This is a genomic window from Shewanella sp. MF08487, from assembly GCF_050848685.1.
Lineage (GTDB): Bacteria > Pseudomonadota > Gammaproteobacteria > Enterobacterales > Shewanellaceae > Shewanella > Shewanella glacialipiscicola.
Window position 1 is genome coordinate 1 of the sequence record NZ_JBOZPB010000001.1, and the last position, 25,464, is coordinate 25,464.

The 25,464-nt window shown below is 43.8% G+C and carries 20 protein-coding genes and 5 tRNA genes; 14 read left to right on the forward strand and 11 right to left on the reverse strand.

The features are described from left to right. The first annotated feature begins 126 nt into the window (after positions 1 to 126). Positions 127 to 327 (forward strand): CPXCG motif-containing cysteine-rich protein, encoded by a 201-nt coding sequence (locus ACRN9H_RS00005; RefSeq protein ID WP_432312121.1) that lies wholly within the window; start codon positions 127 to 129, stop codon positions 325 to 327. 34 nt (positions 328 to 361) lie between these two features. Here ACRN9H_RS00005 and ACRN9H_RS00010 read toward each other — a convergent pair whose 3' ends face one another. Beyond that, on the reverse strand, positions 362 to 985 hold the full coding sequence (locus tag ACRN9H_RS00010) for a riboflavin synthase subunit alpha (protein ID WP_432311924.1): 624 nt from the start codon (positions 983 to 985) through the stop codon (positions 362 to 364). Between the two features lie 34 nt (positions 986 to 1,019). Here ACRN9H_RS00010 and ACRN9H_RS00015 point away from each other — a divergent pair, with 34 nt between their 5' ends. The 3 genes from ACRN9H_RS00015 to ACRN9H_RS00025 all read left to right on the forward strand — a co-directional run bounded on the left by ACRN9H_RS00015 (position 1,020) and on the right by ACRN9H_RS00025 (position 2,860). Further along, the gene (locus ACRN9H_RS00015) at positions 1,020 to 2,399 is read left to right on the forward strand and encodes an MATE family efflux transporter (RefSeq protein ID WP_432311925.1); all 1,380 of its coding nucleotides are present in this window, start codon (positions 1,020 to 1,022) and stop codon (positions 2,397 to 2,399) included. A gap of 269 nt (positions 2,400 to 2,668) precedes the next feature. Then, positions 2,669 to 2,745 (forward strand) — tRNA-Val (locus ACRN9H_RS00020). A 38-nt stretch (positions 2,746 to 2,783) separates the two neighbouring features. Then, positions 2,784 to 2,860 (forward strand) — tRNA-Val (locus ACRN9H_RS00025). A gap of 236 nt (positions 2,861 to 3,096) precedes the next feature. Here ACRN9H_RS00025 and ACRN9H_RS00030 read toward each other — a convergent pair. Beyond that, positions 3,097 to 4,479, reverse strand: a complete 1,383-nt coding sequence (locus ACRN9H_RS00030; RefSeq protein ID WP_432311926.1) for a Na+/H+ antiporter NhaC family protein — start codon at positions 4,477 to 4,479, stop codon at positions 3,097 to 3,099. Between the two features lie 851 nt (positions 4,480 to 5,330). Here ACRN9H_RS00030 and ACRN9H_RS00035 point away from each other — a divergent pair. From ACRN9H_RS00035 to ACRN9H_RS00045, 3 genes are all read left to right on the forward strand, one after another. Beyond that, entirely contained in the window at positions 5,331 to 6,545 is a 1,215-nt protein-coding gene (locus ACRN9H_RS00035; RefSeq protein ID WP_432311927.1) for a pyridoxal phosphate-dependent aminotransferase, read from the forward strand. A gap of 218 nt (positions 6,546 to 6,763) precedes the next feature. Further along, positions 6,764 to 7,351, forward strand: a complete 588-nt coding sequence (gene yfbR / locus ACRN9H_RS00040) for a 5'-deoxynucleotidase (RefSeq protein WP_415774825.1) — start codon at positions 6,764 to 6,766, stop codon at positions 7,349 to 7,351. Positions 7,352 to 7,376: 25 nt separating this feature from the next. Further along, the gene (locus tag ACRN9H_RS00045) at positions 7,377 to 8,726 is read left to right on the forward strand and encodes an anti-phage deoxyguanosine triphosphatase (RefSeq protein ID WP_432311928.1); all 1,350 of its coding nucleotides are present in this window, start codon (positions 7,377 to 7,379) and stop codon (positions 8,724 to 8,726) included. A gap of 140 nt (positions 8,727 to 8,866) precedes the next feature. On the opposite strand, the gene ACRN9H_RS00050 is transcribed toward ACRN9H_RS00045, so the two are convergent. Genes ACRN9H_RS00050 through zwf form a run of 4 tightly spaced genes read right to left on the reverse strand, consistent with a single transcriptional unit; the run spans position 8,867 to position 13,560 of the window. Further along, positions 8,867 to 9,508, reverse strand: coding sequence for a bifunctional 4-hydroxy-2-oxoglutarate aldolase/2-dehydro-3-deoxy-phosphogluconate aldolase (locus ACRN9H_RS00050; protein ID WP_432311929.1), 642 nt, complete (start codon positions 9,506 to 9,508; stop codon positions 8,867 to 8,869). Positions 9,509 to 9,528: 20 nt separating this feature from the next. Beyond that, positions 9,529 to 11,355, reverse strand: coding sequence for a phosphogluconate dehydratase (gene edd, locus ACRN9H_RS00055; RefSeq protein WP_432312122.1), 1,827 nt, complete (start codon positions 11,353 to 11,355; stop codon positions 9,529 to 9,531). A gap of 24 nt (positions 11,356 to 11,379) precedes the next feature. Beyond that, on the reverse strand, positions 11,380 to 12,078 hold the full coding sequence (pgl, locus tag ACRN9H_RS00060) for a 6-phosphogluconolactonase (protein WP_432311930.1): 699 nt from the start codon (positions 12,076 to 12,078) through the stop codon (positions 11,380 to 11,382). Positions 12,079 to 12,087: 9 nt separating this feature from the next. Beyond that, positions 12,088 to 13,560 (reverse strand): glucose-6-phosphate dehydrogenase, encoded by a 1,473-nt coding sequence (gene zwf / locus ACRN9H_RS00065; protein WP_432311931.1) that lies wholly within the window; start codon positions 13,558 to 13,560, stop codon positions 12,088 to 12,090. 309 nt (positions 13,561 to 13,869) lie between these two features. On the opposite strand from zwf, the gene ACRN9H_RS00070 reads away from it, so the two are divergent. Then, positions 13,870 to 14,724, forward strand: a complete 855-nt coding sequence (locus ACRN9H_RS00070; protein ID WP_006081563.1) for a MurR/RpiR family transcriptional regulator — start codon at positions 13,870 to 13,872, stop codon at positions 14,722 to 14,724. A 184-nt stretch (positions 14,725 to 14,908) separates the two neighbouring features. Continuing rightward, positions 14,909 to 16,348 (forward strand): pyruvate kinase, encoded by a 1,440-nt coding sequence (pyk, locus tag ACRN9H_RS00075; protein ID WP_220774322.1) that lies wholly within the window; start codon positions 14,909 to 14,911, stop codon positions 16,346 to 16,348. 181 nt (positions 16,349 to 16,529) lie between these two features. Here the strand turns inward: pyk and ACRN9H_RS00080 are convergent, their stop codons facing one another. Beyond that, positions 16,530 to 18,809 (reverse strand): acyl-CoA dehydrogenase, encoded by a 2,280-nt coding sequence (locus ACRN9H_RS00080; RefSeq protein ID WP_432311932.1) that lies wholly within the window; start codon positions 18,807 to 18,809, stop codon positions 16,530 to 16,532. Positions 18,810 to 18,824: 15 nt separating this feature from the next. Beyond that, entirely contained in the window at positions 18,825 to 19,463 is a 639-nt protein-coding gene (locus ACRN9H_RS00085) for a TetR/AcrR family transcriptional regulator (RefSeq protein WP_263189908.1), read from the reverse strand. Between the two features lie 581 nt (positions 19,464 to 20,044). Between ACRN9H_RS00085 and ACRN9H_RS00090 the strand changes: the two genes are divergently transcribed. Further along, positions 20,045 to 20,620 carry a DUF4440 domain-containing protein gene (locus ACRN9H_RS00090; protein ID WP_432311933.1) on the forward strand — a complete coding sequence of 192 codons (576 nt, stop codon included), beginning with the start codon at positions 20,045 to 20,047 and terminating at the stop codon, positions 20,618 to 20,620. A gap of 63 nt (positions 20,621 to 20,683) precedes the next feature. Beyond that, positions 20,684 to 21,214 (forward strand): YchJ family protein, encoded by a 531-nt coding sequence (locus ACRN9H_RS00095; protein ID WP_432311934.1) that lies wholly within the window; start codon positions 20,684 to 20,686, stop codon positions 21,212 to 21,214. A gap of 201 nt (positions 21,215 to 21,415) precedes the next feature. Here the strand turns inward: ACRN9H_RS00095 and ACRN9H_RS00100 are convergent, their stop codons facing one another. The 3 genes from ACRN9H_RS00100 to ACRN9H_RS00110 all read right to left on the reverse strand — a co-directional run bounded on the left by ACRN9H_RS00100 (position 21,416) and on the right by ACRN9H_RS00110 (position 24,817). Further along, positions 21,416 to 23,590, reverse strand: coding sequence for a sensor domain-containing phosphodiesterase (locus ACRN9H_RS00100; protein WP_432311935.1), 2,175 nt, complete (start codon positions 23,588 to 23,590; stop codon positions 21,416 to 21,418). 243 nt (positions 23,591 to 23,833) lie between these two features. Next, complete coding sequence (locus ACRN9H_RS00105) at positions 23,834 to 24,121, reverse strand: DUF406 family protein (RefSeq protein WP_432311936.1); 288 nt, start codon at positions 24,119 to 24,121, stop codon at positions 23,834 to 23,836. A gap of 207 nt (positions 24,122 to 24,328) precedes the next feature. Next, entirely contained in the window at positions 24,329 to 24,817 is a 489-nt protein-coding gene (locus tag ACRN9H_RS00110) for a VC2046/SO_2500 family protein (RefSeq protein ID WP_432311937.1), read from the reverse strand. A gap of 125 nt (positions 24,818 to 24,942) precedes the next feature. Here ACRN9H_RS00110 and ACRN9H_RS00115 point away from each other — a divergent pair. The 3 genes from ACRN9H_RS00115 to ACRN9H_RS00125 all read left to right on the forward strand — a co-directional run bounded on the left by ACRN9H_RS00115 (position 24,943) and on the right by ACRN9H_RS00125 (position 25,415). Beyond that, a tRNA-Tyr gene (locus ACRN9H_RS00115) sits at positions 24,943 to 25,027 on the forward strand. Positions 25,028 to 25,103: 76 nt separating this feature from the next. After that, positions 25,104 to 25,188 (forward strand) — tRNA-Tyr (locus ACRN9H_RS00120). 142 nt (positions 25,189 to 25,330) lie between these two features. Then, positions 25,331 to 25,415 (forward strand) — tRNA-Tyr (locus tag ACRN9H_RS00125). Positions 25,416 to 25,464: the final 49 nt, after the last annotated feature.

Consider the following 25,464-nt stretch of genomic DNA (forward strand, 5'->3'; position numbering starts at 1 on the left):
AGTAAAAAATGGACCATGCCCATTCGAAACTGGCGTACTGCGATGAGCCGATTTATTATTGAGTTCGAAGACAGAATTGTGAAGCATATTAACTAAATTGCAGTTACACAGAATCTGTTACACCCTCTGAAAGTCATGAACAAAGTGATAGCTTGTCCCCACTGCGGGCACCATCAAGATATCAGTATCGATGCCAGCTGCGGAGATCAAGATTATTACGATGATTGCCGAATTTGTTGTAATCCCATTCACTTACGCTTACATATCGACGAATTGAGACGTACCGTTGAGCTGTATATCGACTCAGACGACGAGCAAATTTATTAAATGAAATTGCACTAAAGGCTGCGATGTCACGAAACTAACGGGCTTGTTCGTTAAAACGCCTAGCCAGCACACGCTCGACTGTGTCGACGATAACTTGCGTTTGGCTGTCGATCTCAATATTGAGTTCATCACCCACTTTATACTGACTTAAATTGGTCAGCTTTAGGGTTTCAGGAATTAAGTGCAACTTAAAGCCGGAGTCACTCACCTCGCCTACCGTTAAGCTGCAGCCGTTAACGCCAACAAAACCTTTATAGAAAATGTAATCCATCCATTTAGGCTCAATGCCCAGTGTCAGATCATAATGCTGTTCTGTATGGCTAATATCGACGACATTAGCCTTGGTATGAATATGGCCAGAGAGAATGTGACCACCAATCTCACTACCGAAAGTTAACGAACGCTCAACATTAACGCTTTGACCTATAGATACATTAGCCAGATTCGTCAGTCGCAAGGTCTCTTCCACTACGTCGAAAAATACCCTATCATCAACGACCTGAGTCACAGTAAGACATACCCCGTTATTTGCCACACTTGCACCAATCGCAAGTCCCTCATGCAAATCAGGTTCGAACGCTACCTCAAGGGTATTTAGGCCATCTTTCTTATGTATTGCAACCACCTCGCAGGTGGCTTGTACTATACCTGTAAACATTTTTTTGCTCGCTTAATCGTTAAAGGCTGTATTTATGAATCATTCAGGCTATCAAGCCAAACGTTTAATCCAACTGGCACTCCCAGTGCTAATAGCTCAAGTCACTCAGACTATGATGGGCTTTATTGATACCGTGATGGCGGGCCGTGTAAGTGCAGTGGATATGGCCGCAGTGGCAGTCGGCACTAGCCTGTGGTTGCCCGCTATTTTGTTTGTCCAAGGTTTGCTGATGGCTTTTACACCTTTATTTGCCCACTATAATGGGGCGAATAATCAAAAAGCGATTCAACCGCTGGCCTTTCAAGGTGCTTATCTTGCCATCATCGGCGGTATTGGTGTGATGATTTTTCTCGCATCTGCGCCCTTTGTGCTTGGACACATGGACTTAGAACCTGAATTATACCGTTTAACCATAGGATATCTCGACGGTATTTTATGGGGCGCCCCCGCTTTTGTGCTCTATCAAGTGCTGCGTGGCTGTAGTGAAGGGATTTCTTATACCTTACCCACCATGGTAATAGGTTTTGTCGGCTTAGCCGTAAACATTCCCGCTAACTATATTTTTATTTATGGCCACTTTGGCGTACCTGCTATGGGCGGTGCGGGTTGTGGCATTGCCACCGCCTTAGTTTTTTGGGCGATGCTGATTACCATGATCATTTATATGCAGTTACATAAGAAGTTTGCCGCTTTAGCTCCTTTCAGTAAATTTCATCGTCCTGATTTCAAAACGATGAAAAAAATGACTAAACTCGGCATGCCAATCGCTATGGCGCTATTTTTTGAAGTAAGTTTATTTGCCATCATTGCACTATTTCTTGCGCCATTAGGCGCAACAGTCGTCGCAAGTCACCAAATAGCACTGAATTTTTCTTCAATCGTATTTATGGTGCCGTTATCCATTGGCATCGCAGTATCGATTCGAATTGGTTATTACTTAGGCCAAGATCGCGCTGATATTTCAGCAGTAGTGGCAAAAGTAGGCTTGATACTTGCTCTGTTACTCGCGCTGACAACGGCTATTTTAACGGTGATATTCAGGTTTCAAATTGCCGAACTTTATAATGGCGATGCCGAAGTTGTCGCTTTAGCTGGCAGCTTAATGCTTATGGCAGCACTGTATCAATTATCGGACTCTGTACAAGTTGTCGCAGCCGGTGCCCTTCGTGGTTATAAGGATACGCGCAGTGCCTTTTATATCACCCTGTTCTCTTATTGGGCTATTGGTATGACACTCGGTTATACCTTGGCATATACAAATCATATCGTACCCGCTATGGGCGCTCACGGATTCTGGACGGGACTTATTGCAGGCTTAACCTCGGCTGCCCTCTTATTTTTTATTCGCTTACGTTATATTCAAAAACATAGCGTGCATTTAAGCCTTATCGAAGGTGATACAACGCACCATTGATGAAGATATTGATTTAATAGGCGACAAGATTTTAGCTTTGTCGCCTATTTGATGAATAAAATAGACGACGCAACATAGCTAAACCGCTAAGGCCAGAAAGATAAACTACGGTTTTATCAGTAAATTTGTAGAAAGACTGGACAAGTTGCACAGCAATTCACCATTTGACGATAAATTTACTTTTTTTGCTTGCCAGCCCAGTCCTATCCCCCTAATATAGCGCTCGTTCCAACGCGCAATGCTTTGGAATAAAGATGAAATGTAACGATACACCCGTAGCTCAGTTGGTTAGAGCACTACCTTGACATGGTAGGGGTCGGTGGTTCGAGTCCACTCGGGTGTACCACTCTCTTCACAGAGTCTAAAACGTGAGAATAATACAATACACCCGTAGCTCAGTTGGTTAGAGCACTACCTTGACATGGTAGGGGTCGGTGGTTCGAGTCCACTCGGGTGTACCATTTCTGCAATATTCCTGTATAAAATCTAAATTCCCATATAAAAAAATCTTTAAATTTAAATATCTATGACAAATTTCTTATAGCGATTCAGTTCCTTAATGTTGGCACAAGACTAATTTTTATATCTGAACGCGAAATCTAATCAGCTTAAGCTGGGTTATTAGAGAATTGATTTAGCAATAAAAAAACCAGCCGAAGCTGGTTTTTTATATTAGAAGCTGTGTTAATGACCAAGTTTACGCTATGACGATAAAGCCGATAAATGCCAGTAGAGCAGCGATGAGCGCATACGGTAATTGAGTCACAGCATGACTCACTAAATTGCAACCTGAGCCTTGGGCGGCCAATACGGTTGAATCAGAGTAGAAACATGCTTGGCTACCAAATGATGACGCTGACAATAAAGCCCCAATCACTAATGGGATATCCGCCCCAACCGATTGCGCTAATGGCATCACAATGGGAATGGTCACCGCAAATATACCCCAGCTAGAACCAGTGGCAAATGCCAGAATAGCCATCGATAAAAATACTACCGCTGGCAGTAATTTAGGCGTCATAAACGGACTAAGCGATTCAATTACGTATTGCGGCAGTAATAGCTGATCGCACACATCCTTAAACACAAACGCCGCAATAACGGTACTAATGGCCGGTAACATGCTTTTAAAACCATCAATCATCTGATCCATCATCTCGGATAACGGCATCAAACGCTGCACCGCATAATAAGGGATGGTAATGACCAGTGTTGCAAGAAGCCCTTTCCACACGTCGATATCAAAGTACACGGTAAAAGCCACTAACAAACCAATCGGCACTAAAAAGTTATGCAGCTTGCCATGGTTATCGGCGTGCTTAAATTCCTCTTCGATAGCTTTAACCGCATATTCATCCGAGGTTTGTACTTGGTCGAAATCCACTTGAGCTTCTGCTGGCTCGCCTTGTGCGGCGCGCAGCTGCGCAGTTTTCATCGGGCCAATGGCAGGCACTATGCCGAGTACAACAAGCAACACCATCGCCACTGCTAGCCAAGCGTACAGCATATAAGGAATCGCTTGCATATAAACTGCAATGCCTTGACCTTCGGCGGCAACACCGTTGTCTACCAATAATCCACCGAAAAATACCGCCCAAGTCGATAACGGTACTAATACGCACACGGGTGCGGCAGTAGAATCAACCACGTAGGCAAGCATTTCACGGGATACTTTAAACTTATCGGTCACACGCTTCATGGTTTCACCCACGGTGAGCGCATTGAGATAGTCATCGATAAAAATCACAATCCCGAGAATAAACGTCATCAACAGAGATGATTTAGGTCCCTTGGCAAATTTAAGTGCATTACGACCAAACGCTAATGCGCCGCCAGTTCGTACTAAAAGTGCAATGAGCGCACCAAAACCGCCACACACCAGAATCAACCAACCTATGGTTTCATCGGTCATGACCTGTAATGACACTTTGGCAAAATTGTTTAATACTTGACTGGGATCGAGTAACAGAAAACCGGTTACCGCACCTATGATCAGAGATAAAATGGGACGGCGTAACCAAATAGCTAACACCAATACCACCAAAGGTGGGATGAGACTTAACGCTGTCGGTTCTGACATGCACTTAGGTCCTCTAAATAAATCGCCAAAAAGGCAAATGGTTTTAGAATAACGCTCAGAATCAACACGATTCAAAACGCTAACATAGCTGCTTCATGTTGACTAACCCTGCAGATAAAACCCGCTAATTGCTTGCTATCTAAGGTGCCTTGCCAAAAACATCGCGCAGAAAATAAAGCGCATCGAATACTGAGTCAACTATAAATTTAATTTAGTCGAAAATAAATTTATAGTTCATGACGAAAAACACGTTACTCAATTGATTTTAAATGGTTTTAACTCAAACGTAACTTAAGTGTTTATGTTCAATTTAATTTAATAAGCATTCAGTAAATATGCCTATTTATCACTAGGAAGTATTTAATGCATACAAGGTTACAGAAGTGTAACTTATCAAAAATGTGTGGTTGAAAATCAACCATTAAGAATTTGCTAAAATACACTTTTATAGATATCCAACACCACCACACTATGATGGATAAAAAATGATGGATAAAAATCTAAGTTCTTACATTTAACGTTTCACCTCAGCTATAAAAATAAAGAGTGATGCATCAAGCTAACAATCACATTAGGTTCATCGGATCATTCACTATTTGACTTCGTTAAGCCCTTAAATGCCTGCAGCTTATTTATTTCGCCGCACTCAATAGCTGATTAAACCTAAATAAACAATAAAATCAGAGGATAAAACTTGTTCTTATTTCATTAACTGACTGTTAAAGCATATTTAACTAACAGACTTTTATAAATAAAGTCTGATTCTGTGCATATCTCCTCTTTCATCTAAACTGAAATTTCGTTATGGTGCGCTAACTTAAGCTAATTTTTTTGCATGTTCCGAGGTGTAAATGCGCCCTATCATTAAATCCAACAAGCTGGATAGCGTTTGCTATGACATACGCGGCCCAGTGCACAAGGAAGCCAGACGTTTAGAAGACGAAGGCCACAGAATACTCAAGCTCAACATTGGTAATCCCGCGCCTTTTGGTTTCGAAGCGCCTGAAGAAATTGTCCGTGATGTAATACTTAATTTGCCCAGTGCCCAAGGCTACTGTGAGTCAAAAGGATTATTCTCTGCCCGTAAGGCCATAGTGCAACATTATCAAGCACAAGGAATTTTTGGGGTCGATATTGAAGATATCTATATCGGTAATGGCGTCTCTGAACTCATTATGATGGCGATGCAAGGTCTGCTTAACACCGATGATGAAATTTTAATCCCTTCACCAGACTACCCATTGTGGACGGCTGCGGCCAATCTCGCTGGCGGCAAAGCAGTACATTACCGTTGCGATGAAGAAGCAGACTGGTTTCCCGATCTCAATGACATAAAAAGCAAAATTTCATCACGTACCCGCGGTATTGTATTAATTAACCCCAATAATCCAACTGGGGCGGTTTACAGCAAAGAATTACTGCTGCAAGTCGTCGAGCTTTGCCGTGAACACAGCCTGATTTTATTTGCCGATGAAATTTACGATAAAATTTTATATGACGAAGCTAAGCATGTTCCTGCGGCTGGCCTGTCTGACGATATTTTGACAGTGACCTTTAATGGCCTATCAAAGGCTTACCGCGCGGCAGGCTTTCGGGTAGGTTGGATGATGTTGTCAGGTAATCTTAAGGCAGCGAAGAGCTATATAGAAGGCTTAGAGATGCTTTCCTCAATGCGCCTGTGCGCAAACGTACCCAATCAGCATGCCATTCAAACGGCGCTCGGTGGCTATCAAAGCATTAATGAACTGATTTTACCTAATGGCCGCTTAACCGTGCAGCGTGATGCTTGTTATGAGCTATTAAACCAAATTCCCGGTGTCAGCGTGAAAAAGCCTAAAGGCGCGTTGTATGCTTTTCCAAAATTGGATATGAAAAAATTTAATCTACGGGATGATGAACGCTTAGTGCTGGATTTACTTAGAGAGAAAAAAATCCTACTGGTGCATGGCACAGCCTTTAATTGGCCAGAGCCAGATCATTTGCGAGTGGTTTTTTTACCCTACAAAGAAGATCTAAAGAAAGCATTTACCGAGTTTGGCACTTTTCTTGAGACCTATCGACAATAGATAGACTCGGTATTAATACTGAACAATCATGAGTCTCATAAAGCGATCCTACGGATCGCTTTATTTTTTAACCCTTTTCATTAAATCCTGTGCCTATCCGCTCACTTGTCATCCAAGGCTGTGATAATCTAATCATTCACTTGGGTACACCTGCCATTTTATGTGAACTGTTTTCAATTGAAGGTCACTGCCCCACTTTACTCATTAGAAGGAAAACTATGAGTCACTTATTTGCCCATTTAGCTCGAATGAAACTTATCCAACGCTGGCCTTTGATGTACAACGTCCGCACCGAAAACGTCCAAGAACACTCGCTACAAGTTGCCATGGTGGCCCATGCGTTAGTTATTATCAGTAATAAAAAATTTGGCACCGCGCTCGACCCACATCAAGCGACAAGTCTGGCAATTTTCCACGATGCCAGTGAAATCCTCACAGGTGACTTACCGACGCCAGTCAAATACTTCAATAAAGAAATCGAAGCCGAGTATAAAAAGATTGAGGCGATTGCCGAGCAGCGCATGTTAGATATGGTACCTGAGGAATTTAAAGAAGATTATCGCAGTCTGTTCATCAGCGATTACGCCGATCCCGTTTACAAGACCATAGTGAAATCCGCCGATACTCTGTGCGCCTATCTTAAATGCCTTGAAGAAAACCGTGCAGGCAATAGTGAATTCAATACCGCCCGCAAGCGACTTGAAGACATGCTGGCGACGAATCCCGATCCTGCGGTACAGTATTTTATGAACTGCTTTGTACCCAGTTTCACTTTGAATTTAGACGAAATTAACAAGATGCTTTGATTTTCCACTCTCGCTAGGAATGCATATGACTTCAAGTGTTTGGCAAGAACGCCGCCATGGTGAAGATAAACAAAGGCGCTTTGATCACCGCAGCCCCTACCAAAGAGACAGGGCACGTATTCTCCACTCGGCCGCCTTTCGCCGCCTGCAGGCCAAAACGCAAGTGCTCGGCGTTGGCATGAATGACTTCTATCGAACCCGATTAACCCACTCCCTTGAAGTCTCACAAATTGGTACGGGTATCGCCGCCCAGCTCAGACGTAAATATCCACAGCATAAACAACTACTGTGCTCGATGAGCTTATTAGAGTCGCTGTGCTTGGCCCACGATATTGGTCATCCGCCTTTTGGTCACGGCGGCGAAGTGGCGTTGAATTACATGATGCGCGACCACGGCGGCTTTGAGGGCAATGGCCAAACCTTTCGCATTTTATCGAAACTTGAGCCCTACACCTTAGATTTTGGGATGAACTTATGTCGGCGTACCATGCTCGGGATTTTGAAATACCCCGCGCCGCACTCGCAGCTGTTTGTAGCGGGTGAATATAATGACATCACCAACCATAGACAGCTCAAGCCGTCACAATGGCCGCCGGTTAAGGGCATTTTCGACGATGATAACGACATCTTCGCATGGGTGCTTGAGCCTTTGTCTGAGGCAGATAGCCGTCGTTTTACATCTACTCAGCAAGGTTCACACCCCGCCCTGCACCACTATCCGCATCTGCGAACCCAGTTTAAATCCTTCGATTGCTCAATTATGGAACTGGCAGATGATATCGCCTATGCGGTGCACGATCTTGAAGATGCGATTGTGATGGGCATAGTCACAGCGTCCCAGTGGCATCAAGATGTGGCGCCGACACTCACAAACAGCGGCGATGCGTGGATAAAACAAGAGCTGGCAGATATTGGCAATAAGCTGTTTTCCCATGAACATCACCTTCGTAAAGATGCCATAGGCACACTCGTTAATGGCTTTGTCACCGCTATTGTTATCTCAGAAGATGACGTGTTCGAAGAGCCATTATTACGCTTTAATGCGACCTTAGAGCCGGAATTTGCCATTGCGCTCAATGTGCTCAAGCAACTGGTTTATAAATACGTGATCCGTAAACCTGAGATCCAAATGCTCGAATATAAGGGCCAGCAGATTGTGATGGGATTATTCGAAGCCTTCGCCTCCGATCCCGAGCGTTTACTGCCACTGAACACTCAAGAGCGCTGGCGCGAAAGTGAGCAACAGGGTTTAAACAGTCACAGAGTGTTGGCGGACTATATTTCGGGGATGACAGATGAGTTTGCAGGAAGACTGTATCAGCAATTATTTAGCCCAAGAGCAGGCTCGAATGTTGAGCTAAGCAAGGAAATGTAAGCCAATATTTGTACTAATGGACTTTATCTATTACTGCAGAAATGCTTTAAAAAAGCATAATCATAAAATTAAATGCAAAAGATGAAACAAAAAACCACCTTGCGGTGGTTTTTTATTTTTGTCGCTATTTCAAGCTCGACTTATAAAGCGCCGATGGCGTCTTTACAAAGTTGAGTGATACGATCCCAATCGCCGTGTTCCATTGCATCCGTTGGCGCAATCCAGCTGCCACCAATACAATCGACGTTTTTCAGCGCTAAATAATCTTTATAGCTGCTTGGCGTAATGCCACCTGTTGGGCAGAAGCGAATATCCGCTAGCGGACCCGAAAAGGCTTTCAGTGCATCCACACCACCCGAAGCTTCGGCTGGGAAAAATTTAAAGTGGGTGTAACCAAGCGCCATACCCGTCATCACTTCTGAAATGCTCGCAACGCCTGGAATTAAAGGGATTGGACCATGCATACCGGCTTTGAGCAGTTCAACCGTCGCGCCTGGGGTAATAATAAACTGCGCACCCGCGGCAATCGCAAGCTCAAGCTGAGCTTCGTTTAAGATAGTCCCTGCGCCCACTAAGGCCTCTGGCACTTCTTTGGCGATTTTAGTGATAGCTTCGAGTGCACAAGGCGTACGCAAAGTCACTTCTAACACGCTAATGCCGCCTGCAACCAGTGCTCGCGCTAATGGCACCGCATGTTCAATCTTGTTAATCACCATAACAGGAACAATAGGGCTGCGTTTAAAAATATCTTGTGGCTGTAGTGACCAGTTATTCTCAAGCATTGCGTTATTCTTCCTTTGTATTAATAAAGTTCATCGATGGCATTAGTACAACGCGCACCAGTTTCTGGACTACTTAGATTTGAACGTAGCGCACTAAATAACTCGCGGCCCATGCCATAACGTGAGCGATGTAAATCGACGATTCCCGCGGCTCTGGTGGCAAGTTCAGCTTCAGATACAAGCAGGCTCAGTTCGCCTGTTAACGCATCGACACGGATCAAGTCGCCATCTTGGACTTTGGCAATTAAACCGCCATCTAAGGCTTCTGGCGTCAAGTGAATGGCCGCAGGGACTTTACCCGACGCGCCAGACATACGACCGTCGGTCAGCAGCGCGACTTTAAAGCCTTTATCCTGAAGCGTGCCCAATAATGGGGTTAACTTGTGCAGTTCTGGCATACCGTTAGCTTTCGGGCCTTGACCTTTAACCACCACAACACAATCTCTATCCAAAGCACCGGCTTGGAACAAGGCATCGAGTTTATTTTGATCGTCAATCACCACAGCGGGCGCTTCAACGACACGATGTTGTTCTTGTACTGCTGACACTTTGATCACAGCGCGGCCTAAGTTACCTTTGAGTAATTTTAAGCCACCGTTGCCTTGGAAAGGTGATGCGACTGACGTTAACACTTCAGTATCTAAGCTAGTCGTTGGACCATCGACCCAGCGCAGTTCACCGTCGAGCAGTTTTGGTTCTTGGGTATAACGGCGTAAACCAAAGCCCGCAACGGTATTCACATCTTCATGCAATAGACCCGCATCGAGCAATTCTTTGATTAAGTACGCCATGCCACCGGCAGCGTGGAAATGATTAATATCGGCATGACCGTTTGGATACACGCGCGCCACTAATGGTACAGCATCGGATAATTCAGAAAAATCATCCCAGTTCACAATAATACCGGCAGCACGAGCTGCGGCGACAATGTGCATCGTCAAGTTAGTAGAACCGCCAGTAGCCAAAAGTGCCACAATGCCGTTAACCACAGACTTTTCGCTGACCACTTCACCGATTGGGGTATATTGGGTACCCATTTCAGTTAAACGGCACACTTGCTTAGCCGCCATCTTATTTAACGCTTCGCGCAGTGGATCATCAGGATTCACAAAAGATGATCCCGGTAACTGTAGACCCATCACTTCAAGCATCAACTGATTCGAGTTTGCCGTGCCGTAGAAGGTACAGGTTCCTGCACTGTGGTAAGACTGGGCTTCGGCTTCAAGCAGTTGCGCGCGGTCCACTTTACCTTGGGCAAATTGTTGACGAATACGGGCTTTTTCTTTGTTCGGGATACCTGATTTCATCGGCCCAGCAGGCACGAATAACATAGGTAAGTGACCAAAGCTTAAGGCGCCGATAAGTAAACCTGGAACGATTTTATCGCAAATGCCGAGCAGTAAAGCACCATCAAACATGTTGTGAGACAAGCCCACAGCCGTTGCCATGGCAATCACTTCACGACTCAGTAAGCTCAATTCCATACCGGGTTGACCTTGAGTCACGCCATCGCACATTGCTGGCACACCGGCCGCAACTTGAGCAACACTACCGACTTCCTGACACGCTTTTTTCAGTAATTCAGGATAATGCTCATAGGGTTGATGTGCTGATAACATATCGTTGAAAGCGGTAACAATTCCGATATTGGCTTTGGTCAGTTGGCGTAAGGCATTTTTGTCGTCTGGATTACAGGCGGCAAAACCATGGGCTAAATTGCCACAGCTCAATGAGCTACGGTGTACGCCATTATTGCGGGCATCATGTAATGCGGCTAAATAACCTTCACGTGATGCTTTGCTACGGGCAATAATTCTGTCGGTAACAGCTTGAACTACTGAGTGTATTCCTACTGAATGCATAGTCGCTCCTTAAGCGCTCCAGAACACATCAACGGGCGTTTTGCGCTGCGCTAATATGGCTCTAATGGGCATAGCATGGACATCGTCACTTTCTAATGCTTGACGATATACGGATAGTTTCTGTTCGCCGACCAAGTGCAGATAAATTTGTCTGCTGTTCAAAATCGCGCTCTTAGAAAGCGTGATCCTGCCATGGGGCGCTGTAGTCGGGTTAGTCGCCACGCACAGAGCTTGGGTAGTGAGCGCATTATCAAGCTCGGTGCTACAGGGGAACCACGAACAAGTATGACCATCGTTACCCATGCCCAACACCACCACATCAAAAGGACGTGGGAAATTAGACAAAGATTCAGCAGCCATATCGGCGCCGGCTTCTGCGGTCGAGAACATATTTTTCAAGCCGCGAAATTTGGCATTCGCCGCTCGGTTTTGTAATAAATGCTCACGCACCAAACGTTCATTAGAAGCATCGGCGTCGACGTCAACCCAGCGCTCATCGGCGAGCGTGATATAAACATCACTCCAATCGATGGACTTCATACTCAATAGTTGAAATAAATTAAGCGGTGTTGAACCACCGGAAACCACTAAGCTCGCTTTTCCGCGGGCATCGACGGCTTCCTGCAACTGGCTCGCAATTCTATTCGCAAGCTGTTGTTCTAACGCACTTGGCGTATCGAAAGATTTGAATACGGTTTCTTTAATCATCAAAGTCTCCTACTCGTCCCACGAACGGCCATCTTTGGTGATCAAAGCAACTGACGCAACCGGACCCCAAGTACCCGCAGGATAAGGTTTTGGTTTTTCGTTACTTTGTTCCCACGATTGGATAATGCCATCCACCCAAGTCCATGCCTGCTCGACTTCATCGCGGCGCACGAACAGCGCTTGATTACCCAGCATAGCTTCGAGTAATAGACGCTCGTAGGCATCGGCGATACGTTCATTTTTGAAGGTATCGGAGAAGCTCAAATCGAGTTTAGTGGTTTGTAAACGTTGTTTCTGCTCCAAACCTGGCACTTTGTTCATCATTTGGATTTCAACCCCTTCATGGGGCTGCAGACGAATAGTCAGCTTGTTGGGTGGCAGATTACGGTAGCTTGAGCGATACAAGTTATGTGGTGGGTTTTTGAAATACACCACAATTTCAGAGCTCTTAAACGGCATACGTTTACCGCTACGCAAATAGAAAGGCACGCCAGCCCAACGCCAGTTGTCGATATCAACACGAATTGCCACAAAGGTTTCAGTGTTCGACTGAACGTTAGCCCCTTCTTCTTCGAGATAACCCGGTACCGGGCTGCCCTTTAAAAAGCCAGCACTGTACTGACCGCGCACGGTATTTTCATACACATTGTCAGAATTAATCGGCCGCAGTGATTTAAGCACTTTGACTTTTTCATCACGGATACTGTCGGCATCTAAGTTAACGGGCGGATCCATGGCAACCAGTGTCAGCACTTGCAGCAAATGGTTTTGGATCATATCGCGCATCTGACCCGCTTTATCAAAATATCCCCAACGGCCTTCGATACCCACTTCTTCTGCTACTGTGATCTGGACGTGGTCAATCGTGCGGTTGTCCCACTTAGAGGCAAATAAAGAGTTAGCAAAACGCAGTGCAATCAAGTTCTGTACGGTTTCTTTACCTAAGTAATGGTCAATACGGTAAACCTGACGTTCTTTGAAGTAAGCGGAAACTTGATCATTGATGACGCGAGAAGAGTCTAAATCGGAGCCGATGGGCTTTTCGAGCACTACGCGAGAATCTGGATGGATAAGATCTTGTTCATGTAAACAACGGCAGATGTCACCAAATATCGATGGCGGCGTAGCAAAGTAGCTGACCATGACGCGCTCTTCTGGTTTGAGCAAATCATGAAACGCACTGTAGCCAGCAGAATCAGTAAAATTGGTGCCGATATAATGGCAGCGAGAGAGGAAACGTTGCAGAGTCTCGTCACACAAAGGCTCTTTCACGAAGGTGTTTAATGCAAGCGTGACTAATTCGATAAACTCATCTTGAGTAAACTCATCTTTTGCGACACCGATCACTTTCGTATCTTTATCGAGAAGTTCAGCTTTATCTAGCTGGTATAAAGAAGGTAACAACTTGCGTCGTGCCAAATCGCCTTTAGTACCAAAGAGTACGAAGTCACAAGCTTTGGCGCCTGATGTTGTTTTGCCCATTGCGTTACGATCTCCTTTGTATGCCGTGTTCCTTCATGTCGATGAAGAAATCCACACTTTTGTTGTAATATAACAACAGAATTTGTTAAATGCATCAAATTTTATAAATATTAACATTCTAGCTAACTAGGCACTTAGCCTATAAATCTGATATGATTTTTGTGCTTAAATTACTGAAGGTAATAAAGTCTTATTGTAAAATTGTAATAAAAATTACTACATAAAACTAATCAGTGGGGTTTTCACGTTTGATCTGCCCTACTAAACAAAAAAATAAAATTACATTCTCCATTTAGCGGACATACGCGTATGAATACCCTAGAAAAGGTTCAAAAAAGCCTCACCCATTTTAGTAAATCAGAACGCAAGGTTGCAGAGGTGATCTTAGCATCGCCACAAACAGCTATACACTCTAGCATTGCCACATTGGCTAAGATGGCAGATGTCAGTGAACCTACTGTGAATCGTTTCTGCCGCCGTTTAGATACTAAAGGCTTCCCTGATTTTAAGTTACATCTAGCACAAAGTCTTGCAAACGGTACACCTTATGTGAGCCGCCATGTTGAAGAGGATGATTCGACAGAGTCATATACAACAAAAATATTCGAATCATCAATGGCTTCACTCGATACCGCCCGCCAAAGTTTAGATATTTCAGCTATCAATAAAGCGGTTGATATTCTCACTCAAGCTAAGACAATTTCCTTTTTTGGCCTAGGAGCCTCCGCTTCTGTCGCCCATGATGCACAAAATAAATTCTTCCGTTTTAATGTGCCTGTCATCTGTTTTGACGATGTTCTAATGCAACGCATGAGCTGCATCAACAGTAATGAAGGCGATGTCGTGGTATTAATCTCACACACTGGCCGTACTAAGTCATTGATTGAAATAGCGCGTTTAGCGAGAGAAAACGGCGCAGCTGTGATTGGTATCACCGCACGCAACTCACCTTTGTCGATGGAATGTACGCTGCCTGTAACGATGGAAGTACCAGAAGATACCGACATGTATTTACCTATGGCCTCGCGTTTAGCCCAATTGGTGACTATAGATGTATTGGCTACGGGCTTTACCTTACGTCGAGGCCCACGGTTCCGCGATAATTTGAAACGTGTGAAGGAAGTGTTAAAAGAGTCTCGCATCAATAAAGATCCGATACTGTAATTCTCTTTCCTTTCTAAATCTGGCTAGTGTTACCCGTTAACCTAGCCATTAATCGTGCAAATATCGGCGATACCTCACAATTTTCATACATAACTTTAGATCAATTTGATTGTAACTTTACTACAAAATCTGCAATTGCATGGTAATATAGCCCCAAGATTTTTTAACTTTAACGGAGTATCTTATGTTCCGCAGAACCAAAATCGTCACCACTCTAGGTCCCGCCACAGATCGTGATGATAATCTACGTCGCATTATCGCGGCAGGCGCAAACGTTGTACGTCTTAACTTTTCCCACGGCTCCCCAGAAGATCATCTAAAACGAGCAACTCAAGCACGCGAAATCGCAAAAGAGTTGGGCGTTCATGTCGCTATTCTTGGTGATTTACAAGGTCCTAAAATTCGCGTTTCTACTTTCAAAGATAATAAGAAAGTACAACTCGTATTAGGGCAAGCCTACGTACTTGATGCAGAGCTTGCAAAAGGCGAAGGCGACGAAACACAAGTGGGTATCGATTACAAGCAGTTACCTGACGATGTTAAAATCGGCGATATCTTGATGCTAGATGACGGCCGTGTTCAATTACGCGTTGAGCGTGTTGAAGGCCGTAAAGTGCATACCACAGTCACAGTGGCGGGTCCTTTATCTAACAACAAAGGTATTAACAAGCAAGGCGGTGGACTTTCTGCTGCGGCGCTGACCGAAAAAGACAAAGCAGACATTCTGACTGCTGCACTGATTCAAGTGGATTACCTAGCAGTGTCTTTCCCGCGCAGTGGTGCTGATTTAGATTACGCCCGTGATTTAGCTCGCCAAGCCGGTTGTAATGCGTTAATTGTCGCTAAAGTTGAGCGTGCAGAAGCCGTTGCAACCGATGCAGCCATGGATGATGTAATTTTAGCCTCTGATGTTGTCATGGTTGCCCGTGGTGACTTAGGTGTTGAGATTGGTGATGCCGCGCTCGTTGCTGTACAAAAGAAACTCATCGCCCGCTCACGCCAGCTGAATAAAGTCGTCATCACTGCAACGCAGATGATGGAATCAATGATTTCAAGCCCAATGCCAACCCGCGCCGAAGTGATGGACGTGGCAAACGCAGTACTTGATGGCACCGATGCGGTGATGTTATCTGCCGAAACTGCAGCCGGTGACTTCCCAGAAGAAACCGTTAAAGCGATGGCAAGTGTTTGTATTGGTGCTGAAGCTCACCCAAGTGTGATTGTGTCTAAGCATAGACTTGATGTGCGTTTCACTTCAGTTGAAGAAACCATTGCATTATCAACTATGTATGCGGCTAACCATCTTGAAGGCGTTAAGGCGATTATTGCTCTGACTGAATCTGGGGCAACGCCACAGTTAATGTCACGCATTAGTTCTGCACTGCCTATTCTTGGTTTATCACGTCACGCAACAACACTGGCTAAAATGGCGTTGTATCGCGGCGTATTACCTATCTATTTCGATTCAACTATCTACCCAGCTGATGAGCTAGCGCAAAAAGCGTTAGAAGCATTAACTGCTGCAGGTTATTTGAATAGTGGTGATATGGTACTGATGACCAAAGGCGACTCTATGGAAACGATTGGCGGCACTAACACCAGTAAAGTGTTGATCGTTGCTTAGTTGCATGAACCGCTTACCTTGTTTCTAACGACTAAAGCTCGTTAGAAACCCAAAGCCAATAAAAAACCACCTTATTAAAGGTGGTTTTTTTGTATCTACTATTTATTCTGTAATCTCTTGTTCTAAAGAGAAGTCCAAACGGTTCAATCAAACCGCTTGGAGTAAAGCGCAAAAATGATGACTATAACACTTCGAAATCATTCACATTAATGGCTGCTAAGCGCAGTTTATCAGCATGTTGCAGCTTTTGTTCTTCATCAGCAGTAATCAGGCCTTTTTCTGATGCTGCTGCAAACAACACTGTATTAGGCACTTTTACTGGCAACTCTCGGGCACGCTGAGCTTGTTTGAGTTTTTTATAGATGTCTTTACAAGCATATTGAGCGATAAATGCTTGCTCCACTTCAGCAATACCCCCCTTATCCCCTTCAAACTCAGGACACAGAAAGGTAATACGATCACGGGCAGGCCCAGGTTTTAGCATGCCGCCGACTAAGTCAGTTGCCATTTTATCCGTCGGTGCATTGAAGTGATTACCTAACGGAAAGATTAAACCACGCAATAACCAAGACACCGGACGGCTTGGGAAGTTACGTATTGTATCTTCGAGCGCTTTAGCCGCTAAGTGTAAACGGTTCGCCATTACATAACGTACCGCAGGTAAGTCGTCCTGTTGACGGCCATTATCCTCAAATAACTTTAAGGTTGCCGAGCCTAAATATAACTGGCTAAGCACATCACCCATACGAGCGGAGATCATTTCTTTACGCTTTAAATCACCGCCCATGATCAACATGGACAAATCTGTCATTACCGCTAAGGCAGATGAAATACGCGTCATATCTTTATAATACTGCTTCGTTTCACCACTCACTGGCGCACTACCAAAACGACTCCCTGTAAGGGCATTAAATAGTGCACTAAAGGCGTTACGAGTCGCATAACCCATGTGACCCATCAATAGGGCGTCAAAGCGTTCTAATGCTTCATGTTGGTTTTCCATCGCTGCAGCTTCCATTTCGGCAAGCACATAAGGATGACAGCGCGTTGCGCCTTGACCAAAAATCATCAAGGAGCGAGTTAAGATGTTTGCGCCCTCAACAGTAATCGAAATCGGGTTGGACATATAAGGGTGGCCTAAATAGTTTTTAGGCCCTAATTGGATACCCTTACCCGATTGAATATCCATGGCATCATTCATCACTGAACGGCCCAGTTCTGTCATATGGTACTTGGCAATCGCGGTGACAACTGAAGGCTTAACTTTAAGATCAATACCTGTGGTAGTTAAACAACGCGCCGCTTCCAATTGATAGGTGTTGGCAATAATGCGCGCCAGCGCTTCTTGCACCCCTTCAAACTGGCCAATGGCCATACCAAACTGATGACGCACATAGCTATAGGCTGTGGTTGTTTTCGTTGCCATGTGACCAGAGGCTGTTGCCAATGCAGGTAATGAAATCCCGCGACCAGCTGATAGACACTCAACCAGCATACGCCAGCCTTTACCTGCAAATTCAGGGCCACCGATAATCCAATCCAGCGGGATAAACACTTCTTTGCCTTGAGTCGTACCGTTCATAAACGCCATACCCAGCGGATTATGGCGACGACCAATAACCACACCAGGATGATCCGTTGGGATCAACGCACAGGTAATGCCTAAATTTTTCTTATCGCCAAGTAGACCTTCAGGATCGCGCATTTGGAACGCTAAACCCAGAACCGTCGCCACTGGAGCAAGCGTGATATAACGCTTATCCCAGGTAAGTTTAAGCCCAAGCATTTCTTCGCCGTTGAAAGTATCACGACACACAATACCTACATCGGGTATAGCACCTGCGTCACTGCCCGCTTCTGGACCTGTTAATGCAAAACAAGGAATTTCATCGCCTTTAGCTAAAGCCGGTAACCAACGTTCTTTCTGCTCGCTCGTACCATAGTGAGTCAGTAACTCACCAGGGCCTAAGGAGTTTGGCACCATTACTGTGACCGCTGCGCTAACGCTACGGCTACCTAATTTACTGACAATGGTTGAGTTAGCGTATGCAGAGAAGCCTTTACCACCAAATTTTTTCGGAATAATCAGTGCAAAGAAACCTTCTTTCTTAAAGTATTCCCACAGCTCTGGCGGTAAATCTTTACGGTTATGCACTATGTCGAAATCATCAATCATTGTCAGTGCTGTCATGACTTGATTATCGATAAAGTCTTTTTCTTCTGCGCTTAAGGTCGGTTTACCGTAGCTGTGCAGCGTATTCCAGTTTGGATTGCCACGAAATAACTCCCCTTCCCACCATACATCACCTGCTTCCATCGCTTCACGCTCGGTATCAGATAAGGGCGGCAAGACTTTTTTGAAAAAACTAAACACTGGGCGCGTAATAAACTGCATCCGGATATTTTTTACCGCAAACAACACGATAATGGCAACCAGGGCAATAATTATAATCGTCAACATAATCAATACCTTTTATTAATTGTTAACCGGGACTGATATACCAGCCGCCATGTAGGGGATGACTTTACGGATCACTGCTTCAATATCGTTATGTTCACCAAATTCAGCCGCTGCAATATCGTTTAAAGCATCGGCTGACGCCATAGTGAATACAATCGTGCCTAGGGTAAAGTGTAAACGCCAAAACATTTCAGCCGATGGAATATGCGGCGCACTGGCGGAAACAGCTTTAACAAATGCATTTAAATGCTGGCCGTAATGCGTGGTGATAAACCAACGTAAATGTCCCTGGCTTTCGATATAACCGCGACCCAAAAGCTGCAGGAAGATCGTAGTGCCTTCAGCACGTAATGCGTTTAAATCCAACAGCGGATCAACCAACGAAGAGAGAATTTCTTCCAGCGTTGATTGTACTGGGGCGGAATGTAAATGGTTCATTTGGTTTGAAGCCGCCGGCATAAACACATCTAAATAACGCGCTAATACGGCACGGATCAACTCTTTTTTAGAACCAAAGTGATAATTAACCGATGCTAAATTCACCTCAGCCTTGCTGGTAATCAGTCGCAAGGAAGTTTCAGAAAAGCCCCGTTCGGCGAACAATTTCTCTGCGGCATCAAGTATTCTAGTTTTTGTATCAGATCGACTTGCCATTCCGTGACCTTGAAATAATTTAAACACTCGTTTAAATTAAACATTGCCACTACGGATGTCAAACTAAAATTAGTTAAAACTACCGTTTTATAACCTGCGTTCTCTCTGGGCGAAATAAGTGTAACCAACAACTTAATTAACCCTTTCACAAAAATACTCTGGTTTAGGTAAACCACGAACCATAAAAGTAATAAGCATAAGTGAATTGGGTTATTTTATTAAATAGTCGCAGTAAAATTGCCTTCGCCGAACATTCGCGCTGGGATTAAGTGCTAGTGATAATGCTGAAGCAATAATTGCTGAATTAGCAATAGAATCAAACTGTGGATAATGAATTTACAGTCATCTTGGACTATCAAACTTGATTGCATAATCACCTCATCATGCAAAATGACTCGAAGCATGCAAAGACTCACTTGAAATAGCCAAACCTATCCAAGCTCTTCGTTCCAACGCGAAGTTGTAGGTAAAAGCTCCTTGTAATTTTTTATGCCGAACACACTTTGTAAACATTCAAGGCTTTAGTTCAGAGGACGGCTCCATTATAGTAACGCCATGATTGCTAGAATTAGAATAACGTGATGAAATTGTTGCCACTCTTGCTAATGTGTCTATTGTCGCTGCCAAGCGACGCTAATCAAGCTACAACACAAACCACCTCTTCTGTCGAACAGTTGATTAATGCTAATTATCCCTTGTTTATTGGTGCATTTAATCAATTATCGTCTGAAGTCACCCGCGAGATTTACACTGATGATGCGAGTTATCTTTCAGAAAGTCAGAATAAGGAAATTTATTATGGCAGGGACAACATTGCGGCAATTTATCAAAAGTTTTTCGATAAAATCCGCAAAAAGAAAGCAAGTATTGACATAGATTTTCGTGTTACCAAACGTAAAATATGGGGTAATGGGGCTATCGATACTGGCTATTACTTAGTGAGATTCTATCCTGCACAAGAAACAGGCGAACCTGTGAGTGAATTTGCAGGTAAATTTGCTATTGGCACTGAAAAAGTCTCAGCAACACAATGGAAAGTGACTTTAGATACAAGTAATCGAGCAGAACCGAGCTATTATCTGAATGCGAAACCTGTGCCTAACTTATATTATGGACGTCAGTTCCCTCCTTTACCCTCTGTCAAAAAATTGCCCTAGGATTTAGCATCGCTATATTCTAACTCATTAGAATCAAATGAAATCTTACCGTAGTATGCCAATATGAATAAAACACCAAATACTTGCCCTTGTGGTAGTGGTCTAAACTATCAGAACTGTTGTGAGCCTCTACATAGACATGTGGATGACGGGCAAATCATTGCCAATACTCCTTTGCAACTTATGCGCTCACGTTACAGCGCATTTGCATTGAAAAATTTTGATTACATTTTAAAAACACATCACCCTGACTACTTAAATGGCCTGACGCTCGCGAGCCTCAATACTGGCCCTCAGCCATATTGGCTTGGACTAGAAGTGCTCGATAATCATCAAAATACAGCCCACAGGACTCAAGCTGAAAGTCCGTCAATCACTCAACAAACACATGGCACAGTGACGTTTAAAGCTTGGTATAAGCTCGGAGGTGAAATTGATGCGATTTATGAGCGCTCAGAATTTATCTACCAAGCTGGCCGCTGGTATTACAGCCAAGGCCAACAAATGACGGCTAAATTACCCGGTAGAAATGATCCTTGCGTTTGCCATAGCGGTAAAAAATTTAAACAATGCTGTTTGAAAGCAGACTTATGATTAGATGTCAGATAATCCGTGTTTGATGAGAAATCACTACCGTGCTTAGGACTCACACCAGTCACATTGGCTATGCCGCATTATTAATAATATCTGTGTAACGAACACTATCGGCATGTGCTTAGCGTATAGGTAGGAATAAGTAGCCTCAGTAGGGTTTAGACTTTGATAAGTAAGCAATACATAACGTAAAAAGCAATTCTAATGCGCTATTAATACTGGATTTTGGGCCAACAATAAAAACTGTGCGAATTCAGGTTCTCGCAATGCAGGGCTATATAAATACCCCTGCGCCTGATGACAACCCTTTTTCGCTAAAAACGCTTCTTGTTCAACCGTTTCAACCCCTTCTGCCGTCAATGAAATATTCAATGCATTCGCCATCGCAATAATCGCTGAAACGATTTCACGACTTTCGCGGCTAACGGTTAAATCTGAAACAAATGAGCGATCTATTTTAAGTTTACTGATGGGAAACTGTTTAAGATAACGCATAGAGCTATAACCCGTACCAAAATCGTCAATGGCTAACCCTACGCCCAATTCTGCCAGTTCTTGGCATAACAGTGTGGCATGGCGCACATCCCCCATTAATTCTGTTTCAGTAATCTCCAAAATCAACGTTTTAGGCTTTAATCGATATCGGATCAATAGCTGCCACACCTGTTCAAATAGATTGCCACTAAAGAACTGACGAGCTGACACATTCACATGCATTGTCATATCGGCATTATGATGTTGCCACAGATTTAATTGCCGACATGCCGCTTCCAAAACCCAACTGCCAATCGCATTAATCACGCCCGATTGTTCTGCAATATTGATAAATGAGGCGGGAAATAACACACCTCTTTTAGGATGATGCCAACGGATTAATGCTTCAGCGCCAATATAGGTATTCTGTTCTAAGTCCCTTAAAGGTTGATAATACAGCTCAAATTGTCGACCACTGATTGCACTGTGCAAATCACGTTCTATTTGTGCATCTTCTTTAAATTCGTTCAACAAAGCATTATTGAATACTTGAATTGCATTGCCTTTTTTCTTTTTAGCATACTGCACTGCAATATCGGCACAGGTTAACGGTGAAAATGTGCCCACAACCGAAGCAATATCAACGATAGCAAGTGCAGGCTTGGGTTCTATTTGCTCTCGACCAATTAAAATAGGCATAGATAGATGCTGGTATAGGCGATGGCTAAAATAGTCTAAATCATTACTTTCAGTGAGCAGCACAGCAAATTCATCGCTACCCACTCGGGCAATTTCAATAGCCTTATTAAACTCAGGAAAATGCCTTATACGGTGGGCAATTTCAATCAATAGACTATCGCCATTATCATGACCATAGGTATCGTTAAAACGTTTAAAGCCCAGCAGATCGACGAATAGCAACACGCCCTGTGTGGTTCGCTCAAGCACGCGATTAAAATGAGTGCGGTTATACAAACCGGTTAATCCACAGCGCCACGCGAGTCGTTCAAGCTCAGAACGATAGTTATGCTCGCCAGTATTTTCGACACTTGACACCAAAGCATAATGATTACCCCGCTCAGTAATAAACTGGCTTAACACATATTGGATCCAATAATGACTGCCATCGGCACGCTGAAATTGCACCTCACCGTTGACGATTTCGCCCTTAAAAATCTGTGCTAGGGACTGTTCAGCTAATTCACCGTGTTGCTTGAAAAAGGATAATTCACGCAGATTCGCGCCGATAATTTGTTCACGGGGAATACCTGTAATATCACTGTGAGCCTGATTAACATACTCGACTTTTTCAGTATGCAAATTTACTAACATACTGATTTGCTTTGATTGCTCGGCCGCACAGCGAAATAAGCTCAAGCTTTCTTCTTTCTCGTAGCTGTGTTTTATGGCTAATGTCAGTGCTAATTGATCGGCCATCTGACAAGCGAGATGAATTTCACTATCGTGCCAATGGGGAGTCACTTGTGCGCGCTCTAAACAAAGCACACCTTCGAGGTGACCGTTGATTCGAATGCCGACCTCAAGACTGGAGTGAATTTGCCGAGGGATAAAATAATCATTCGCCAGCTCGCTTAAACGTGGATCGATAACAGTATTACCTGCATCAATATAGCGATGGGTTTGCAGCTCATGCAGATAGCGGGGACAATCTTGTAGTCGTTTAGGTCGATGAATATCTTGCAACATCATAGAACCAAATTGTGCTTCAAGTGACTGAGTTTGTTGATCCGATGAAAACGTCCACACTGACACCAAAGAAACCGTTACATTCTGACATAACAACTCTGTGGTTAACTCTGCCGTCTTAGTAAAATCGCCCTGCTGTTTTGCAGTTGACTGTACCAAAGACTCCAATAGATGCTGATGCTGACGTCGCTTCACGCTGGATCCCTACAAAACTTCGTGTTGGGCTAAAGATCTGTGCCTTAGCAAATTGATCTGTAATTTAAAAATGGCTATGAGAATAATTTTTATTTGGAGCAGATTACACCATCCATAACAAGTACAGCAATATGCAGCACAATTGATTATTATTAATTTACAACTGCAGTATTTTTAAATAATTAACTGTCATGTAGTACTATTAAAAATATTGTGTAACCGACTAAAAATTAACTACAAATATTACAGACCATTCTCTAATTGAAAAATCATTTTCTCGGCGCTAACGCCAAAAGTCAGTAGTAGATCCACCCCTGTTGTCTTAATCACGTATTGCGTTTGCACCTCAGCAAAACGTGCTTGCGCACGCGCAGCCATCTCATTTGCATCGGCTTGCGCACTATCACCTGTAAATTTTAAGGTTAATAACGTATCGTGCTCATCAATCACTGCACCGATATCAACAAAACTACCACAATCGGTACAAGTATCATTCACTGCAGGATTCTGCGCTTCTATTATGCCTTTCATCTTTAATTCCTTATCAATATAGCGACTCAATAACGGCATAACTGAAATATGTCCGTTAGTGTTTAACTCTTTAGGAACCGATTATAGGCAATTTAGTAGGATAAGAGTTTGCTTTAGCTCACGCTTATCTACTGAAATAAAACACAATAATAAGTTGAATGCTTAAATAGGCACACAAGTTAGTGCTAGAGCATTGAGCTAAGATTGTTATGCCAAAGCCTGTAAGGGAATCAGATTACGCTGTATCGCCAATTGATCAGCAAAATGCATGATGTCGACTTTAGGTGACATCAATTGGCCCCTTTGCCTTAGTTGGGTGATAGGGTCGCAATTACTAAGCGCTTCGGCCATAGCCACAGACTCACCGCCACGGATCACTAAGGCTTCAGGGCGCAATGCTTGCTGTAATTGAAAAGCGCGCGGGCCCTGCGCCATAAAAATACTGCTATTATCAACCACAGGTTCAACGGAGGATAAATCCGCCATTAAGGCTTGCTGCGGTGGTAATTCAAATTGACGCTGTAATTTTTGCGCCATATCGAGTTCATTTTGCCATTGGAATTGCGCCATGTCCCGAGCGTCAACCGACAGTAACGACAGCAACAAGGCGAATTCGCCCCGTCTGTCGTTTTCTATCGCCGCGTTTAAGCGGGTGCCAATTTGGGCTTCGTTGACTAAAGGAACATCAATTTGCATAAAAAAACATCGTCAAAACAATTCGTTGTTAGTTAATCGACCATTTGGCACATAACTTTAGGGAAATTTTTACATTGGCTATTTACATACAAAAGGTTTCTGACTACTATGGCGGCCGCAATTGAGGAGGGGTTCCCGAGTGGCCAAAGGGATCAGACTGTAAATCTGACGGCTCAGCCTTCGAAGGTTCGAATCCTTCTCCCTCCACCATTTGCACTGTAGTATGTATAATGTTGTTATTTTTTAAAATAATGTAGAGTTTTACAAAAGCGTTAAAGGTATTTGTGGAGGGGTTCCCGAGTGGCCAAAGGGATCAGACTGTAAATCTGACGGCTCAGCCTTCGAAGGTTCGAATCCTTCTCCCTCCACCATCTTTATCTCTAACGCGATAATTGTTTTCAAGCTTCTAAACTAGGCCAATGTTTAGAATAATGCGGATATTGATATAAATAACGTCATGTAATTGATGCGGTTTATATCAATTCGTAATTAGTAAGTTAAAAGAACGTATGTGGAGGGGTTCCCGAGTGGCCAAAGGGATCAGACTGTAAATCTGACGGCTCAGCCTTCGAAGGTTCGAATCCTTCTCCCTCCACCATTTCTTGCACTTCTAATATTTATCCTTCTGTATTGCCTCTTTATTAGTC